Annotated in this window: 13 protein-coding genes; 12 read left to right on the forward strand and 1 reads right to left on the reverse strand. The window is 65.5% G+C overall.

Annotated features, from left to right (window positions below):
- Positions 1–156 precede the first annotated feature (156 nt).
- The 11 genes from aptA (at position 157) to AC3WOS_RS11230 (ending at position 14,823) form a co-directional block, all read left to right on the forward strand.
- Positions 157–1,473, forward strand: coding sequence for an omega-aminotransferase AptA (aptA, locus tag AC3WOS_RS11180; protein WP_492716010.1), 1,317 nt, complete (start codon positions 157–159; stop codon positions 1,471–1,473).
- Positions 1,474–1,569: 96 nt separating this feature from the next.
- Positions 1,570–2,685: an alanine dehydrogenase gene (gene ald / locus AC3WOS_RS11185; RefSeq protein ID WP_492716011.1), complete on the forward strand. Its 1,116-nt coding sequence runs from the start codon at positions 1,570–1,572 to the stop codon at positions 2,683–2,685.
- A 26-nt stretch (positions 2,686–2,711) separates the two neighbouring features.
- Positions 2,712–4,214: a CoA-acylating methylmalonate-semialdehyde dehydrogenase gene (locus tag AC3WOS_RS11190; protein WP_492716012.1), complete on the forward strand. Its 1,503-nt coding sequence runs from the start codon at positions 2,712–2,714 to the stop codon at positions 4,212–4,214.
- Between the two features lie 66 nt (positions 4,215–4,280).
- Complete coding sequence (locus tag AC3WOS_RS11195; RefSeq protein WP_492716013.1) at positions 4,281–5,663, forward strand: NAD(P)-dependent oxidoreductase; 1,383 nt, start codon at positions 4,281–4,283, stop codon at positions 5,661–5,663.
- Positions 5,663–6,979, forward strand: a complete 1,317-nt coding sequence (preA, locus tag AC3WOS_RS11200; RefSeq protein ID WP_492716014.1) for an NAD-dependent dihydropyrimidine dehydrogenase subunit PreA — start codon at positions 5,663–5,665, stop codon at positions 6,977–6,979. The genes AC3WOS_RS11195 and preA overlap by 1 nt, the downstream gene beginning before the upstream one ends.
- A 298-nt stretch (positions 6,980–7,277) precedes the next feature.
- Positions 7,278–8,762 (forward strand): NCS1 family nucleobase:cation symporter-1, encoded by a 1,485-nt coding sequence (locus AC3WOS_RS11205; protein WP_492716015.1) that lies wholly within the window; start codon positions 7,278–7,280, stop codon positions 8,760–8,762.
- A 16-nt stretch (positions 8,763–8,778) separates the two neighbouring features.
- Entirely contained in the window at positions 8,779–10,179 is a 1,401-nt protein-coding gene (gene hydA, locus AC3WOS_RS11210; protein ID WP_492716016.1) for a dihydropyrimidinase, read from the forward strand.
- Positions 10,180–10,193: 14 nt separating this feature from the next.
- Positions 10,194–11,468 carry a Zn-dependent hydrolase gene (locus AC3WOS_RS11215; protein WP_492716017.1) on the forward strand — a complete coding sequence of 425 codons (1,275 nt, stop codon included), beginning with the start codon at positions 10,194–10,196 and terminating at the stop codon, positions 11,466–11,468.
- A 127-nt stretch (positions 11,469–11,595) separates the two neighbouring features.
- Positions 11,596–11,919: a hypothetical protein gene (locus tag AC3WOS_RS11220; protein WP_492716018.1), complete on the forward strand. Its 324-nt coding sequence runs from the start codon at positions 11,596–11,598 to the stop codon at positions 11,917–11,919.
- Positions 11,920–12,137: 218 nt separating this feature from the next.
- Positions 12,138–14,174, forward strand: a complete 2,037-nt coding sequence (locus AC3WOS_RS11225) for a putative bifunctional diguanylate cyclase/phosphodiesterase (RefSeq protein ID WP_492716019.1) — start codon at positions 12,138–12,140, stop codon at positions 14,172–14,174.
- Between the two features lie 142 nt (positions 14,175–14,316).
- Entirely contained in the window at positions 14,317–14,823 is a 507-nt protein-coding gene (locus AC3WOS_RS11230; protein ID WP_492716020.1) for a hypothetical protein, read from the forward strand.
- 144 nt (positions 14,824–14,967) lie between these two features.
- Here the strand turns inward: AC3WOS_RS11230 and AC3WOS_RS11235 are convergent, their stop codons facing one another.
- Positions 14,968–15,903: a LysR family transcriptional regulator gene (locus AC3WOS_RS11235; RefSeq protein WP_492716021.1), complete on the reverse strand. Its 936-nt coding sequence runs from the start codon at positions 15,901–15,903 to the stop codon at positions 14,968–14,970.
- Between the two features lie 109 nt (positions 15,904–16,012).
- Between AC3WOS_RS11235 and AC3WOS_RS11240 the strand changes: the two genes are divergently transcribed.
- Positions 16,013–17,045 (forward strand): urate hydroxylase PuuD (locus AC3WOS_RS11240; RefSeq protein WP_492716022.1); only part of this gene is annotated, 1,033 nt, incomplete at its 3' end.

Here is a 17,045-nt window from a genome sequence, read left to right on the forward strand (position 1 = left end):
TTTGCCACCTGTACGGTTGGCGGGTTTTGATATTTGTGTATCTGTGCCATAGTTGTTGCGCTGTCTATTATTGCATCATCATTTTGCCAACCGGTAAATTATTTTTACGATGCGCCCGGCCGTCCCCGGCGCCGTCCAACGGAACAGGAGATAGACATGAATGAAACCCGACCAGAATCGATGGCGTCCTTCTGGATGCCGTTCACCAACAACCGCGACTTCAAGCTCCATCCGCGCCTGCTGGTGTCGGCCGAAGGCATGTACTACAAGGACGTGGACGGCAACAGCATCCTGGACGGCACGGCCGGCCTGTGGTGCGTCCCGTGCGGCCACGCCCAGCCGAAGATCGTGGCGGCCGTGCGCGAGATGATAGGCCAGCTCGATTTCGCCCCCACCTTCCAGATGGGCCACCCGGCCGCCTTCGACCTGGCCGAAAAGCTGATGGAGTACACCAACCACCGCTTCGGTCACGTGTTCTACACCAACTCCGGCTCGGAGGCGGTGGACACGGCGCTCAAGATCGCGCTGGCCTACCACCGGGCGCGCGGCGAAGGCAGCCGCACCCGCCTGATCGGCCGCGAGCGGGGCTACCACGGCGTGGGCTTCGGCGGCATCTCGGTGGGCGGCATCGCCGGCAACCGCAAGCCCTACGGCGCCATGCTGCCCTACGTGGATCACCTGCCGCATACGCACAACCTGGAAAAGAACGCCTTCACCCGCGGCGAGCCGGAATACGGCGCCCACCTGGCCGACGAACTGGAACGCATCGTCGCCCTGCACGACGCCTCCACCATCGCGGCCGTGATCGTGGAGCCGGTGGCCGGATCGACGGGCGTGCTGATCCCGCCCAAGGGCTATCTGAAGCGGCTGCGCGAGCTGTGCACCAAGCACGGCATCCTGCTCATCTTCGACGAAGTGATCACAGGCTTCGGCCGTTTGACGACGCCGTTCGCCTCCGACTACTTCGACGTCGAGCCGGACCTGATGACGACGGCCAAGGGCCTGACCAACGGCGTGGTGCCGATGGGCGCCGTGTTCACCAAGCCGTTCCTGTACGAGGCCTTCATGCAGGCGCCGGCCGGCATCGAGCTGTTCCACGGCTACACCTATTCCGGCCACCCGCTGGCCTGCGCCGCCTCGCTGGCGACGCTGGAAGTGTTCCAGGAACAGAAGATCGTCGAGCATGCGGCCGGGCTGCAGTCGTACTGGGAAGACGCGGTCCATTCGCTGCGCGGCCTGCCGCACGTGATCGATATCCGCACCATCGGCCTGATCGCCGGCATCGAGCTGGAGCCGATCGCGGGCAAGCCGGGCGCGCGCGCCTTCGACGCCTTCAAGAAAGCCTTCGCCGACGGCGTACTGATACGCACCACGGGCGACATCATCGCGCTGTCGCCGCCGCTGGTGCTGGAGAAAAAACACATCGACGAGCTGTTCGGCAAGCTCGCCCGGGTGCTGAAGGACCTGGCCTGACCGGCCACGCTGTAACGGGGCGGGCGCCGCCACAAGCGCCGTCCTGCCCCGCCTGACGTTTTACTTTGCATCTCAAACTATAACGAGGAGACCAGCATGCTAGTAGGCGTACCCAAAGAGATCAAGAACCAGGAATCGCGCGTCGGCCTGACCCCGGCCAGCGTCAAGGAGCTGGTGTTGCGCGGCCACCAGGTGCTGGTGCAGCAGAACGCCGGCGCCGCCATCGGCCTGACGGATGCCATGTACGAAGGCGCCGGCGCCACCATCGTGGAATCGGCGGCGGAAATCTTCGCGCGGGCCGAGATGATCGTCAAGGTCAAGGAGCCGCAGCCCGAGGAATGCGCCATGCTGCGCCGCGACCAGATCCTGTACACCTATCTGCACCTGGCCCCCGACCCCGAGCAGACCCGCGCGCTGGTGGCCTCCGGCGCCGTCTGCATCGCCTACGAAACCATCACCGGCGCCAACGGCGGCCTGCCGCTGCTGGCCCCCATGAGCGAGGTGGCGGGCCGCATGGCGGTGCAGGCCGGCGCCGCCCACCTGGAAAAATCCAAAGGCGGCATGGGCCTGCTGCTGGGCGGTGTGCCCGGCGTGGCGCCCGGCCACATCGCCATCATCGGCGCCGGCGTGGTCGGCACCAACGCCTTGCAGATGGCGGTGGGCATCGGTGCGCGGGTGACGATTTTGGACAAGAACATCGACCGCCTGCGGCAGCTTGACCTCATCTACGGCAACCGCGTGAGCACCATGTATTCCAACGCCCACACGGTGGAGGAAGCGGTGCTCGACGCCGACCTGGTGGTGGGCGGCGTGCTGGTGCCCGGCGCGGCCGCACCCAAGCTGGTGACGGCGGACATGATCGCGCGCATGAAGCAGGGCGCGGTGGTGGTGGACGTGGCCATCGACCAGGGCGGCTGCTTTGAAACGTCGCACGCCACCACGCACGAAAAGCCGACCTTCGTGGTCGACGGCGTGGTGCATTACTGCGTGGCCAACATGCCGGGCGCGGTGGCACGCACTTCCACCTTCGCCCTCAACAACGCCACCATTACCCACGCGCTGGCGCTGGCCGACAAGGGCTGGCAGAAGGCGCTGCGGGCCAACCCGCATTTGAAAAACGGATTGAACGTCTGCCACGGCCACGTCACCTATGAAGCGGTGGCGCATGGCCTGGGCTATCACTATGTCGAAGCGGACAGCCTGCTGGGCTGAAACCGATCTAACCTGAATGGAACATCATGAGCATGCTTGACACCATCACCCACTACATCAACGGCGCCAAGGCCGACACCACCAGTGGCCGTTATGCGGACGTCTACAACCCGGCGCTCGGCGAGCCGGTGGCCCGCGTGGCGCTGGGCACGGCCGAGGAGGTCGATGCGGCCGTCGCCGCCGCCGCCGCCGCCTTCCCATCGTGGGCGGCCACGCCGCCGCTGACGCGGGCGCGGGTGCTGTTCAAGTACCTGCAGCTGTGCCAGCAGCACACCGACGAATTCGCGGCCATGCTCACGCGCGAACACGGCAAGACCTTCGCCGATGCGCAGGGCGAGGTGGCGCGCGGGATCGAGATGGTGGAATTCGCGGTCGGCATTCCGCAAATGCTCAAGGGCGAATTCACGGACCAGATCTCGCGCGGCATCGACGCCTGGTCCATGCGCCAGCCGCTGGGCGTGGTGGCCGGCATCACGCCGTTCAACTTCCCCGTGATGGTGCCGATGTGGATGTTCCCCGTGGCTATCGCCTGCGGCAATACCTTCGTGCTCAAGCCGTCCGAGCGCGATCCCTCGCCGTCGCTGCTGCATGCGCGGCTGCTGAAGGAAGCGGGCCTGCCGGACGGCGTGTTCAACGTGATCCAGGGCGACAAGGTGACTGTCGATGCGCTGCTCGACCATCCTGACGTGCAGGCCGTAAGCTTCGTCGGTTCCACGCCGATCGCGGAGTACATCTATGCGCGCGGCTGCGCCAAGGGCAAGCGGGTGCAGGCGCTGGGCGGGGCCAAGAACCACATGGTGGTGATGCCCGATGCCGACATGGAGATGACGGTCGATGCGTTGATGGGCGCGGCCTACGGTTCGGCCGGCGAGCGTTGCATGGCGATCTCGGTGGTGGTGGCCGTGGGTGATGCCGGCGACAAGCTGATCAGCGCACTGGCAAAGCGCACGGCTGCACTGAAAGTGCGCGACGGCATGGCGGCCGACGCCGAAATGGGGCCGGTGGTGTCGAGCGCGGCCAAGCAGCGCATCGAAAAACTGATCGGCGAAGGGCTGGAGCAGGGCGCCACGCTGGTGGTCGATGGCCGCAACTACAAGGTGGCGGGACGCGAGAACGGCTTCTTCGTCGGCGGCACGCTGTTCGATCACGTCACGCCGGACATGAGCATCTACAAGGAGGAGATCTTCGGACCCGTGCTGTGCATGCTGCGCTCGCCGGACGTGGGCCATGCCGTGGCCCTGATCAACCGCAACGAGTACGGCAACGGCGTGGCCATCTACACCCGCGACGGCGGCGTGGCGCGCGAGTTCGTGCGCCAGATCCAGGTCGGCATGGTGGGGGTGAACGTCCCGCTGCCGGTGCCCATGGCCTTCAACAGTTTCGGCGGATGGAAGCGCAGCCTGTTCGGCGACCATCACGCCTACGGTCCGGAAGGCGTGCGTTTCTACACGCGCCACAAGGCCGTGATGCAGCGCTGGCCGAACACCGCCAGCGCAGGCGCGGAATTTGCATTCCCGCAAATGAAGTAAGGCCGCCCACCTGCAGCATGGTGCGTGAGCTAGCCCCGTCAACCAGCCTTAGTCAGGAATTGAGCAATGATGATCGAATCCCTGAAGTACATGCCGCAGTCCAGGCAGTCCAGCAGCGCGCTGGCCGAGAACTTTACCGACCTGGCGCCCGCACTCAACGCGCGCCAGGCAGCGATCGAAAGTGCGCGCTGCCTGTATTGCTACGATGCGCCATGCTCGCGCATCTGCCCGTCCGAAATCGACGTGGCCAGCTTTATCCGCAATATCCATGAAGGCAATGTGAACGGCGCCGCCGCCGGCATCCTCAAGCAGAACATCCTGGGTGGCAGCTGCGCGCGCGTGTGCCCGACCGAGATCCTGTGCGAGGACGCCTGCGTGCGCAACCACGATGCGGAAGGCCAGCCGGTGAAGATAGGCCTGCTGCAGCGCTATGCCGTCGACAACATGACGTTCAGCCAGCATCCGTTCCAGCGCGCGCCGTCAACGGGCCGCAAGGTCGCCGTGGTGGGCGCCGGGCCGGCCGGGCTGTCGTGCGCGCACCGCCTGGCCATGCTGGGCAACGATGTCGTGATCTACGAGGCCAGGGAGAAAGCGGGCGGCCTCAATGAATACGGCATCGCCAAATACAAGCTGACGGACGACTTCGCGCAGAAGGAAGTGGAGTTCCTGCTCGGCATAGGCGGCATCGAAATCCGCCACGGCCAGACCCTGGGCGGCAACGTGCAGCTGAAGGACTTGCAGGCGCAGTACGACGCCGTGTTCCTGGGCCTGGGCCTGGGCGCCAGCCGCCGGCTGGGCCTGACGGGCGAGGATGCGCCCGGCCTGCTGGCCGCCGTGGACTACATCGCGGCGCTGCGCCAGGCCGACGACCTGGCGCAGCTGCCGGTGCCGGCACGCGTGATCGTCATCGGCGCCGGCAACACGGCAATCGACATGGCGGTGCAGATCCAGCGCCTGGGCGCGGAGGAGGTAACGCTGGTGTACCGCCGCGGCTTCGACGCCATGAGCGCCACCGGCCACGAGCAGCACATCGCGAAAGAGAACCAGGTCCGCATGCGTACCTGGGCCCAGCCGCAGCAAGTGCTGCTGGACGAGGCGGGCCGCGTGCGCGGCATGCGCTTCGAGAAGACGGCATTGAATAACGGCCGGCTCGCCGGAACCGGCGAGACGTTCGAGATCGCGGCCGATGCGATCTTCAAGGCCATCGGCCAGGGTATGGACCAGACCAGCATCAGCGATCCGCTGGCGAAGACGCTGCAGCGCGACGGCGACAAGATCCACGTCGACGCCCAGTTCCGCACCGTCCTGCCGCGCATCTATGCGGGCGGCGACTGCGTGGCGCCGGGACAGGACCTGACGGTGCAGGCGGTGCAGCACGGGAAGCTGGCCGCGCTGGCCATCCACCGCGACATATTATTGACCAAGGCGTCGACCAAGGAGGAGGCATAATGGCTGATCTGAGCATAGAATTCTGCGGCATCAAGTCGCCCAATCCGTTCTGGCTCGCGTCCGCGCCGCCGACCGACAAGGCCTACAACGTGGTGCGCGCATTCGAGGCCGGCTGGGGCGGCGTGGTGTGGAAGACGCTGGGCGAAGATCCGCCGGCCGTCAACGTCTCGTCGCGCTACTCGGCCCATTACGGCAAGAACCGCGAGGTGATCGGCTTTAACAACATCGAACTCATTACCGACCGCTCGCTGGAGATCAACCTGCGCGAGATCACCCAGGTCAAGAAGGACTGGCCGGACCGCGCGCTGATCGTGTCGCTGATGCTGCCCTGCGAGGAACAGGCCTGGGCCGACATCCTGCCGCTGGTGGAGGCGACCGGCGCCGACGGCATCGAGCTCAATTTCGGCTGCCCGCACGGCATGCCGGAGCGCGGCATGGGCGCGGCCGTGGGCCAGGTGCCGGAGTACGTGCAGCTGGTGACCAGCTGGTGCAAGAAGCACTCGAAGCTGCCCGTCATCGTCAAGCTCACCCCCAACATCACGGACATCCGCGCGCCGGCCCGCGCCGCCAGGGCGGGTGGCGCGGACGCCGTCTCGCTGATCAACACCATCAACTCCATCACCCACCTGGATCTGGACCGCATGGTGGCCTTCCCCGCCGTGGGCAGCGCCAGCACGCACGGCGGCTATTGCGGCACGGCCGTCAAGCCGATCGCGCTCAACATGGTGGCCGAGATCGCGCGCGACCCGGCCACGGCGGGGCTGCCCATTTCCGGCATCGGCGGCATCGGCAACTGGCGCGACGCGGCCGAGTTCATCGCGCTGGGCGCCGGCTCGGTGCAGGTGTGCACGGCGGCCATGCTGCACGGCTTCCGCATCGTCGAGGAAATGAAGGATGGCCTGTCGCGCTGGATGGACGAGAAGGGCTACCGCAGCATCAGCGATTTCGCCGGCAAGGCCGTGCCCAACACGACGGACTGGAAATACCTGGACATGAACTACCAGGTGATCGCCCAGATCAACCAGGACGACTGCATCCAGTGCGGCCGCTGCTACGTGGCCTGCGAGGATACGTCGCACCAGTCCATCGCCCAGCTGATCGACCAGGCGGGCGGGCGCCGCTACGAAGTGATCAAGGAAGAATGCGTGGGCTGCAACCTGTGCGAGATCACCTGTCCGGTGCAGGGCTGCATCACGATGGTGCCGCAGAAGACCGGCAAGCCTTACATGAACTGGACGCAGGACCCGCGCAACCCGCGCGCGGAGCATGTGGCGGATGCGGAAAAGGAGGGCGCGCCGGCGCTGGTGCAGGGCTGAACAAGAAAGGCATCGGCAGATGCAAGGCAGGTACAGGGTTAGGTATAAAAATTGCAGAGAGTGATATACACTGGCCCGGCCACCTGAGAGCCTGAGAGTTGTTCGTTCATGCCCGCTCATCACGCCAGAAAGCGCCCGCTCGGCGTTGCAAATGCTCGCCATAGCTCGCTATGGCTGTGCTTTGCGCCTTGATCGGCCACTTTCTGGCGCGCTGCTCGGTCACGCCCGACCAATTCTCAGGCTCTGCCTCGCGCAGGTGGCCGGGCCGGATGCGTCATTAACCCTTGGAGAGACCAACGTGAGCAAAGAATCGACTGGCAGCACGCAACTCTGGAATGAAGACCTGGCGCCGACCACGGCGGCGCAACGCACCTGGCGCTGGTATCACTTCGCCGCGCTGTGGGTGGGCATGGTGATGTGCATCCCGGCCTACACCCTGTCGGCCAGCTTGATCGAAGGCGGCATGTCCGGCTGGCAGGCCGTGCTCACCGTATTCCTGGCCAACGCCATCGTGCTGCTGCCGATGCTGGCCATCGGCCACGCCGGCACCAAGTACGGCATCCCTTACGCCGTGCTGGCCCGTTCCTCGTTCGGCACCACCGGCGCGCGGCTGCCGGCGCTGATGCGCGCCATCGTGGCCTGCGGCTGGTACGGCATCCAGACCTGGTTCGGCGGCCAGATGATCTACACCCTGCTGGGCGTGATGATGGGGGCGGAGATCGGTGGCGCCAAGATCGCGGGGCTGGGTATCAACGGCGCGCAGCTGCTGTGCTTCCTGGCCTTCTGGGCCATCCAGTTCTGGTACATCGTGCACGGCATGGACGCCATCCGCAAGCTGGAAACCTACACGGCGCCGCTCAAGATTTTGATTTGCTTCGTGCTGCTGGGATGGGTCTACAACAAGGCGGGCGGCTTCGGCGACCTGCTGTCGGCGCCGTCGCAGTTCGTCGAAGGCGGCAAGAAGGCCGGCCAGTTCTGGTCCACGTTCTGGCCGTCGCTGACGGCCATGGTGGGCTTCTGGGCTACGCTGGCGCTCAATATTCCCGACTTCACCCGCTTCGCACGCTCGCAGCGCGACCAGATCCTGGGCCAGTCCGTCGGCCTGCCCGTGCCCATGGGACTGCTGGCCATGATGGCGGTGATCGTCACCTCGGCCACCGTGGTCCTGTATGGCAAGGCGATCTGGGACCCGGTCGACGTGGCCAGCCGCATGACGGGCGTGGCGGTGCTGGTGGCGCTGCTGATCTTGCTGATCGACACGGTCAGCGTCAACCTGGCGGCCAACCTGGTGGGGCCGGCCTACGATTTTTCGTCGCTGGCGCCCAAGCTGATCTCGTACAAGACGGGCGGCTATATCACGGCCTCGATCGCGATCCTGATGATGCCATGGAAGATACTGGAGTCGACCCAGGGCTATATCTTCACCTGGCTGATCGGCTATTCCGCGCTGCTGGGCCCCATTGCCGGCATCCTGATCATCGACTACTACCTGGTGCGCAAGACGGAACTGGACGTGCCGCAGCTGTACCGCGAGGACGGCAGCTACTCCTACGGCAACGGCTGGAACACGGCGGCGCTGGTGGCCTTCGTGGTCGGCGTGCTGCCCAATATTCCCGGCTTTATGAATGCAGCTTTCCCGACCGCCTTCCCCGGCGTGGCGGACGGCTTCAAGACCATCTACACCTATGCCTGGTTTGTCGGCATCGCCATTTCGGCGCTGGTGTATGGCGTAATGATGAAGGGTAAGGCACTGCCGGCCATGCGCACGGCAGCGCAGCCATAACGGAGAGGAAACCCCCATGACCATGATTATTCGCGGCGGCACCGTCGTCAACGCGGACCGCGCCTTTCGTGCCGATGTGCTGACTTACGGCGACAAGATCGTCGCCGTGGGTGAGAACCTGGAAGCGCCGCATTCGGCGAAGGTGATCGATGCCAGCGGCCAGTACGTGATGCCGGGCGGGATAGACACCCATACCCACATGAACCTGCCGTTCATGGGCACCGTCACGCAGGATGATTTCTTCACCGGCACGGCGGCCGGCCTGGCAGGCGGCACCACCACCATCATGGACTTCGTCATCCCCAGTCCGAAGCAGTCCTTGCTGGAAGCGTTCCATACCTGGCGCGGCTGGGCCCAGAAGGCGGCCGGCGACTACACCTTCCACGTGGCCGTGACGTGGTGGGACGAGAGCGTGCGCGAGGAAATGGGCATCCTGGTACGCGACCATGGCGTGAACAGCTTCAAGCACTTCATGGCCTACAAGAACGCCATCATGGCCGACGACGAGACGCTGGTGAACAGCTTCCGCCGGGCGCTGGAGCTGGGCGCCATCCCCACCGTGCATGCGGAGAACGGCGAGCTGGTGTTCCAGCTGCAGCAGGACCTGCTGCGCCAGGGACTGACGGGACCTTCGTCCCATCCGCTGTCGCGCCCGCCGGCGGTGGAGGCGGAGGCGGCCAACCGCGCCATCACCATCGCGGGCGTGCTCAATACGCCGCTCTACATCGTTCACGTGTCCTGCGCCGAATCGCTGGAAGCCATCGCGCGCGCCCGCGCCAACGGGCAGCGCGTGTACGGCGAGGCGCTGGCCGGCCACCTGGTGATCGACGACAGCGTGTACCGCAGCGACGACCTGGAATTCGCGGCCGGCCACGTGATGAGCCCACCGTTCCGCAGCAAGCACCACCAGGCCGCACTGTGGCATGGCCTGCAGGGCGGTAACCTGCATACGACGGCCACCGACCACTGCACCTTCTGCGCGGCGCAGAAGGCGGCCGGCAAGGACGACTTCACCAAGATCCCCAACGGTTGCGGCGGCGTGGAGGAGCGCATGGCCGTGGTGTGGGATGCGGGCGTGAACACGGGCCGTCTGACGCCGTCCGAATTCGTGCGTGTGACGTCGGCCAACGCGGCCCAGATTTTCAATATGTATCCGCGCAAGGGCGTGATCGCGGTCGGTTCCGACGCCGACATCGTGGTGTGGGACCCGGAAGGCACGCGCACCATCAGCGCCAGGACCCAGCATGCCAAGGGCGGCTTCAACGTGTTCGAAGGACGCACCGTGCGCGGCATTCCCAGCACCACGCTGGCCGCCGGCAAGGTGGTGTTCGACCGCGGCGTGCTGACGGCGGAGGAGGGCGCGGGCCGTTATGTGGAGCGGCCGGCCTTCGTACCCGTGTCGGCCCGCCAACCCTGAACCAGGAGAACAAGATGAACGAACAGCGGAACGAACAGCGGAACGAACAGCGGAACGAACTGCGTATCAACGGCGAGCGCCTGTGGGCGGCGTTGATGGAACTGGCCCGCATCGGCGCCACGCCCAAGGGCGGCGTCAAGCGGCTGGCGCTGACGGACCTGGACCGCCAGGGACGCGACCTGGTGGTCAGCTGGGGCAAGGCGGCAGGACTGTCGGTCACGGTGGACCAGATCGGCAACGTCTTCATGCGCCGCGAAGGGCGCAACAACGCGCTGCCGCCGGTGGTCACGGGCAGCCATATCGACACCCAGCCCACGGGCGGCAAGTTCGACGGCAACTACGGTGTGCTGGCCGGGCTGGAAGTGGTGCGCACGCTGAACGATTTGAAGATTCAGACCGAGGCCCCGATCGAAGTCGCGTTCTGGACCAACGAGGAAGGCTCGCGCTTCGTGCCGGTGATGATGGGTTCGGGCGTGTTCTGCGGCGCCTTCAGCCTGGAGACGGCCTACGCCGCGCGCGACGTGGAAGGCAAGTCGGTGGGCGAGGAACTGGAACGCATCGGCTACAAGGGCGAGCAGGTGCCGGGCCAGCATCCAATCGGCGCCTATTTCGAAACCCACATCGAGCAGGGTCCCGTGCTGGAAGACGCCGACAAGGTGATCGGCGTGGTGCCGGCCGTGATGGGCCTGTCGTGGTACGACTGCGTGGTGAGCGGCATGGAGGCGCACGCGGGCCCCACGCCCATGGGCCTGCGCAAGGATGCGCTGCAGGTGGCCACCAGGATCATGCAGGAAGTGGTGGCCATTGCCAACCGCTACCCGCCCTACGGCCGCGGCACGGTGGGCATGGTGCAGGTGTTCCCCAACAGCCGCAACGTGATTCCGGGCGAGGTCAAGTTCAGCATTGACCTGCGCAACGTGAACGACGAACTGCTCAACACCATGCACGGCGAAATGCTGGCCTTCGTCGAGCGCACCCGCGCCGAGACGGGGCTGGGCATCACCATCGAGCGCGTGTCCTACTATCCGCCATGCCCGTTCCATCCCGACTGCGTGGGGGCCGTGCGCAAGGCCACCGAGCAGCTGGGGTATTCGACCATGGACGTGGTGTCGGGCGCCGGGCATGACGCCATCTACGCCGCGCGCCTGGCGCCGGCCGGCATGATCTTCGTGCCCTGCAAGGACGGCATCAGCCACAACGAGATCGAGGACGCCAAGGCCGAACACCTGGAGGCAGGCTGCAACGTGCTGCTGCATGCCATGCTGGACCGGGCCGGCATCGCCAGCTAAGGGTGGGGGAGGGCGAGGTAGCATCTCGTTACATCCCTTACAGCTGAGTGGTACACCGTTCGGCGCCTGTTTCGTTAAAGTGTGCATGGGCGCGTTGCCCGCAACCTTGACGAAAAAGGATACGAAAATGAAGATCACTAAAGTGTTGTTGACCGCCGCCCTGGCCACCCTGATCGTCCCCGCTTTTGCCCAGAACACGGCCACGCCGAAAGTGGACGCCCGCCAGGAACGCCAGGAAATGCGCATCGAGAATGGCGTCAACAGCGGCCAGCTGACGGCCAAGGAAACGCTGAACCTGGAAAAGCGCGAAGCGAAGATCGAAGCGGACAAGGAACAGGCCAAGGCTGACGGCAAGGTGACGCCTAAGGAACGCGCCCACCTGAACAAGGAGCTCGACCACAGCAGCAACAAGATCTACCGCAAGAAGCACAACGCCCGCACCGCCGGCTAACAGCGCCCGGCCAGGGGAGCGCCCGCCCATCGCAAGATGCGCGGGCGCTGGCATTTTGCAAGCCAGTGTTGTTTCCCGCAGGCTTGGGCCGCCTGTCGCCCACCAAATTATGCTAGGCTGGATACCGGGCATACTGCCGTGGATCGGTGACATTCATCATGCAAGCGAATGCAAAACTAGTCTTGCAGGACGCGCTTCTGCTGCGCATAGCAGGGCGCATGGCGCATGTGGGCGGCTGGGCGCTCGATGCGGCCAGCGAGCGCCTGACGTGGTCGGATGTCGTTTGCGACATGGTCGGTGTGGCGCACGGTACCCAGCCGACGCTGGACGAGGCCATCCAGTTCTACTCACCGGCTTGCCGTGCCCGCGCGCTGGCATTGTGCCGGTCCTGCCTGACCGAAGGCGTGCCGTTTGACGAGGAAATACAACTGCAGACGGCGCAAGGCGCGCGGTTGTGGGTGCGCATTATCGGTGAGGCGATGCGGGACGACGAAGGCCACATCGTCCAGGTGCAGGGGGCCTGCCAGGACATCAGCGACCGCAAGGCGGTCGAGCAGAAAGCATCGCTGCTGGCGGGGCGCCTCACCACCACGCTGGAGAGCATCACCGATGCGTTCCTGATGCTCGATCGCGACTGGAAGCTCACTTACCTGAACAACGAGGCCGAACGCACGTTGCGCCTCGATCGCCGGCAAGCCCTCGGGCGCAACATATGGGAACTGTTTCCGGATGCGGTGGACGGGCCATATTACCGCGCCTATCACAAGGCCATGGAAACGAACAGCGCCGTCGCCTTCGAGGAGTATTACGAACCGCTGGACTTGTGGACCGAGATACGCGCCTACCCTTCCGAGGAGGGATTGGCGGTCTACTTCCTCGATATCCGCGAACGCAAGGCGGCGGAAGCGAAAATCCACAGCCTGGCCTATTACGACAAGCTTACCGGCCTGCCCAACCGGCAGATGCTGGTCAATCGCCTGGAGCATGCGCTGGCCCTGTGCCGGCGCACGCAAGCGCTGGGCGCCGTCCTGTTTATCGATCTGGACCACTTCAAGAGCATCAACGATACGCGCGGCCACGACAAGGGCGACCTGCTGCTGCAACTGGTGGCGGCGCGGCTGGCCGGGGTGGTGCGTGCCAGCGACACCGTGGCCCGCTTTGGCGGCGACGAGTTTGTCGTATTGCTCGAGGAGTTGGGCGCGACCGAGGGCGAAGCGGCGCGCGCCGCACAGGAAACGGCGCGCAAATTGCTGGAATCGTTCGTCCAGCCGTTCGATATCGCCGATGTCGAGCATTTCAGCACGCCCAGCATCGGCATCACCGTCTTCAACGGCGTGCGCGACACCATCGACGACGTGTTGCGCCGCAGTGACCTGGCCATGTACCAGTCGAAGGCGGTGGGACGCAATACGATTTCGTTTTACGATCCCGAAATCCAGGCGCGGGTGAGCGCCCGGGTGCGCCTGGAGGCGGAACTGCGGCTGGCGCTGAACAACGAGGAATTCGTGTTGCACTACCAGCCGCAAGCCGCGCAGGACGGGCGGGTGGTGGGACTGGAAGCGCTGGTGCGCTGGCAGCACCCGCAACGGGGGCTGGTGGGGCCGCTCGAATTCATCACCGTGGCCGAGGAAACGGGCCAGATCGATGCGCTGGGGCGCTGGGTCTTGCGCCAGGCATGCCGGCAGCTGGCCACGTGGCGCCGTCACGGCGACGGCGCCGGCGAACTGGAACTGGCCGTCAACGTCAGCGCCTCGCAGTTTCACCGGCCAGACTTTGTCGAGCAGGTGGTGTCGGCGTTGCAGGACAGCGGGGCGCCGCCGGGCCAGCTCAAGCTGGAGCTGACGGAAAGCCTGCTGCTGGGCGATGTGGAGGCCACCATTGCCACGATGCGGCGGCTGAAGGCCATCGGCGTGGGCTTCGCGCTCGACGACTTCGGCACCGGCTATTCCTCCCTGGCCTATCTGCACCGGCTGCCGCTGGACCAGCTGAAGATAGACCGCGCCTTCATCCGGGACGCCTTCGAAAACGGGCATGGCGCGGCCATCGTGCGCACCATCGTCGCCCTCGGCAAGGCGCTGCGCATGACAGTCCTGGCCGAAGGGGTGGAGACCGAGGCGCAGCTCTCTTTCATCCTGGCCGAGGGGTGCCAGGCTTACCAGGGTTATCTGCTGGCCAAGCCGATGGCGGTGGCCGACCTGGACGAATTCATGCTTCGCCATGCCGCGGCAATGGCTGCCGAGGTACAGCAATTGTAATAACATGTTATTTTTAATAACATAAAATACGAGCGGCTATATAGTGAAAAATGGCTTTATGCGCGGCGCCGCCGTGAGGCCCACACTTCTCCTGTTCGATATGCGTATCCTGACCTTAGCCAGTGCGGCGATGTCCGTTTCCATGCTTAGCTCCGTGGCTGGCGCCATGCCGTCCGCACAGACGGAACCGGCGGGCGGCGCGCCGGACGCGATCGTACCGGTCGCGCCGGCACCGGCACCGGCACCGGCACGCAGCGCTGCACCGCCGCCGGCCGTGCCGGCGCCCCAACGGGCCGGCGCGGCTGGCGTTGCCGATCCGTTCGCACCGGCCCCCGCCGGCGCCCATCCGCCGCTGACCGACGCGGCGATCCGCCAGGCCATCCACGAGACACTGGAAGAGGCCGACCGCCAGGCGGCGGCCGAACGGCAGGCCGTGGCCAACAAGCAGATGCAGCCCGGCGTGGCGCCGGGCGGCGTGGTGTACCGGGGCAGGGCGGATGCCGACATCATGTCCTCCGCCTTCGACGAGGCCAGGGTGCCCGACTGCCTGCATGCCGACGGATTGAAAAACCAGCCCACCTACTTCCTGGCCGGGCTGCTGGCGCTGCCGTTTGTGGCCGTCGCCAAGTTGCGCGGCAAATGTAATTGACCCAGTGGGTGCGGATGGAACGCCGTCCGGGCGCGGGCCGTCATAACCGAAAACGGCTGGCCGCGGTGTGGCATCGGCGCATCAGGCACCGAAAATATGCTGCTGTGGGCGTGACAGATATATGCCAGCCGTGATGAGTGCCGCCTACTTCTGCAGCGTGCGGGCCGCCGCGCTGACCTGGTCGCGCAGCCATTTGTGCTCCGGCGCCTGGTGCACGCGCTCGTGCCACAGCTGGTAGAAGCGCATGGCGGGGAACTTGACCGGCACCGTGAACGTCTTGAGCGGCAGGTTGCGCTCGTAGTAGCGCACGAACTGGCGGCCCGTGGTCAACACCAGGTCGGTCTGGGTCAGCATGTAGGGGATCAGGCCGAAATAGGCCGACTCCACCATCACGTTGCGCTGCAGGCCCTGGGCCTCCAGGTAGGCGTCGATCACGCCGTGGTAGCCGGGCAGGATCTGCGTCGGCCGCACGTGGGGCAGGCTCAGATAGTCGGCCAGCGACATGTCCTCGCTGCCGGTGCGCATCGCATACGGCGAGTCGGCCCGCATGGCGCAGATGATGGGGTCTTCGAACAGCTTGGACATGTGCAGGTGCTCGGGTGGCTCGTCCCAGTTGGCGATCACCAGGTCCATGTCGCCGTCCGACAGCAGGCGGATGTAGTCGGTGCCCGGGCCCAGGCTGTGGATCTTGATGCGGCTTAGCGGCGAGCCGCGCCGCAGCAGCGCCACCACGTTGGGCAGGAACTGGCTGTCCAGGTAGTCCGGCGCGGCGATGTGGAACACGCGCGCTTCTTCCTGCGGCACGAACGGCGTCTTCTTGACGAACAGGTTTTCCGTCTCGTCGAGGATGCGCTTGGCCGGCAGCAGCAGGCTTTCGCCGTGCTGGGTCGGCACCATGCCGCGCGCGCCGCGCACCAGCAGCGGGTCGCCCGTCAGTTCGCGCAGCTTGCGCAGCGAGGCGGAGATCGACGGTTGCGGCTGATTGAGCTTGAGCGCCACGCGCGACACGTTCTTCTCCACCAGCAGCATGTACAGGATGCGGATCAGGTGCAGGTCGAGGTGTTGCGGCAGTGCTGGCATGGTGCGATATATGTTAGGCGATATGTTAAATATACTCTAATCTTCATGTTGCCGGAACCAAATACGACTATCTTCTGTAAATTCGCCACATCTCTTACCCAAGGAATTCATGGACGCATTTGCTTATCTGATCCCGTATGGCCTTGAGTGGCTCAACCTGATCGTGCGCTGGCTGCACGTCATCACCGGCATCGCGTGGATCGGTGCCTCGTTCTACTTCGTCTGGCTGGACAACTCCATCCGTCCGCCGGCACCGGGTTCGGAACTGGCGAAGAAAGGCGTCTCGGGCGAACTGTGGGCCGTGCATGGCGGCGGCTTCTACAACCCGCAAAAATACCTGGTGGCCCCGGCCGAACTGCCCAGGGAACTGCACTGGTTCAAATGGGAGGCATACACCACCTGGCTGTCGGGCATCGCGCTGCTGACCATCGCCTACTACTTCAACGCCCAGGCCATGATGATCGACAAGCAGGTGGCCGACATCGGCAGCTGGCAGGCGGTGGGCATCGGCATCGGCACCCTGGTCGTGGGCTGGACCGTGTATGACTTGCTGTGCCGCTCGCCGCTGGGCCAGCGCGAGCTGCCGTTCGGGATCGTGGTCTTTGCGCTGATCGTGGCTGCCGCCTATGGCCTGACCCATGTGCTGAGCGGCCGCGCGGCCTACATCCACGTGGGCGCCCTGATCGGCACCATCATGGTCGGCAATGTGCTGATGCTGATCATTCCCGGCCAGCGCAAGATGGTCGAGGCCATGCAGGCCGGCGGCCTGCCCGATCCCAAGCATGGCCAGAAGGCCAAGCAGCGCAGTGTCCACAACAACTACTTCACGCTGCCGGTGCTGTTCATCATGATCAGCAACCACTACGCCATGACCTACCGGAACGACCGCGCGTGGCTGGTGCTGGCCTTCATCATGGCGGCCGGGGTGCTGATCCGCCACTTCTTCAACCTGCGCCACAAGGGCCGCGTGGAGTGGCGCTATCCCGTGGCCGGCGTGGCCCTGCTGCTGGGCGTGGCCGTGGCCATCGCGCCGCCGGCACCGGTGGCGGTGGCGCCGGCGGCCGATCCGGCGGCCGCCTTCAACAGCGTCAAGGCCATCATCGGCCAGCGCTGCGTGAGCTGCCATTCGGCCCATCCCACCC

Source organism: Rugamonas sp. FW305-51 (assembly GCF_058786935.1).

Bases quoted from the DNA above. Each gene is read 5' to 3' on its own strand.
- aptA (WP_492716010.1), top strand. From the start codon at position 157: ATGAATGAAACCCGACCAGAATCGATGGCGTCCTTCTGGATGCCGTTC.
- ald (WP_492716011.1), top strand. From the start codon at position 1,570: ATGCTAGTAGGCGTACCCAAAGAGATCAAGAACCAGGAATCGCGCGTC.
- AC3WOS_RS11190 (WP_492716012.1), top strand. From the start codon at position 2,712: ATGAGCATGCTTGACACCATCACCCACTACATCAACGGCGCCAAGGCC.
- AC3WOS_RS11195 (WP_492716013.1), top strand. From the start codon at position 4,281: ATGATGATCGAATCCCTGAAGTACATGCCGCAGTCCAGGCAGTCCAGC.
- preA (WP_492716014.1), top strand. From the start codon at position 5,663: ATGGCTGATCTGAGCATAGAATTCTGCGGCATCAAGTCGCCCAATCCG.
- hydA (WP_492716016.1), top strand. From the start codon at position 8,779: ATGACCATGATTATTCGCGGCGGCACCGTCGTCAACGCGGACCGCGCC.
- AC3WOS_RS11215 (WP_492716017.1), top strand. From the start codon at position 10,194: ATGAACGAACAGCGGAACGAACAGCGGAACGAACAGCGGAACGAACTG.
- AC3WOS_RS11220 (WP_492716018.1), top strand. From the start codon at position 11,596: ATGAAGATCACTAAAGTGTTGTTGACCGCCGCCCTGGCCACCCTGATC.
- AC3WOS_RS11225 (WP_492716019.1), top strand. From the start codon at position 12,138: ATGGCGCATGTGGGCGGCTGGGCGCTCGATGCGGCCAGCGAGCGCCTG.
- AC3WOS_RS11230 (WP_492716020.1), top strand. From the start codon at position 14,317: ATGCTTAGCTCCGTGGCTGGCGCCATGCCGTCCGCACAGACGGAACCG.
- AC3WOS_RS11235 (WP_492716021.1), bottom strand. From the start codon at position 15,903: ATGCCAGCACTGCCGCAACACCTCGACCTGCACCTGATCCGCATCCTG.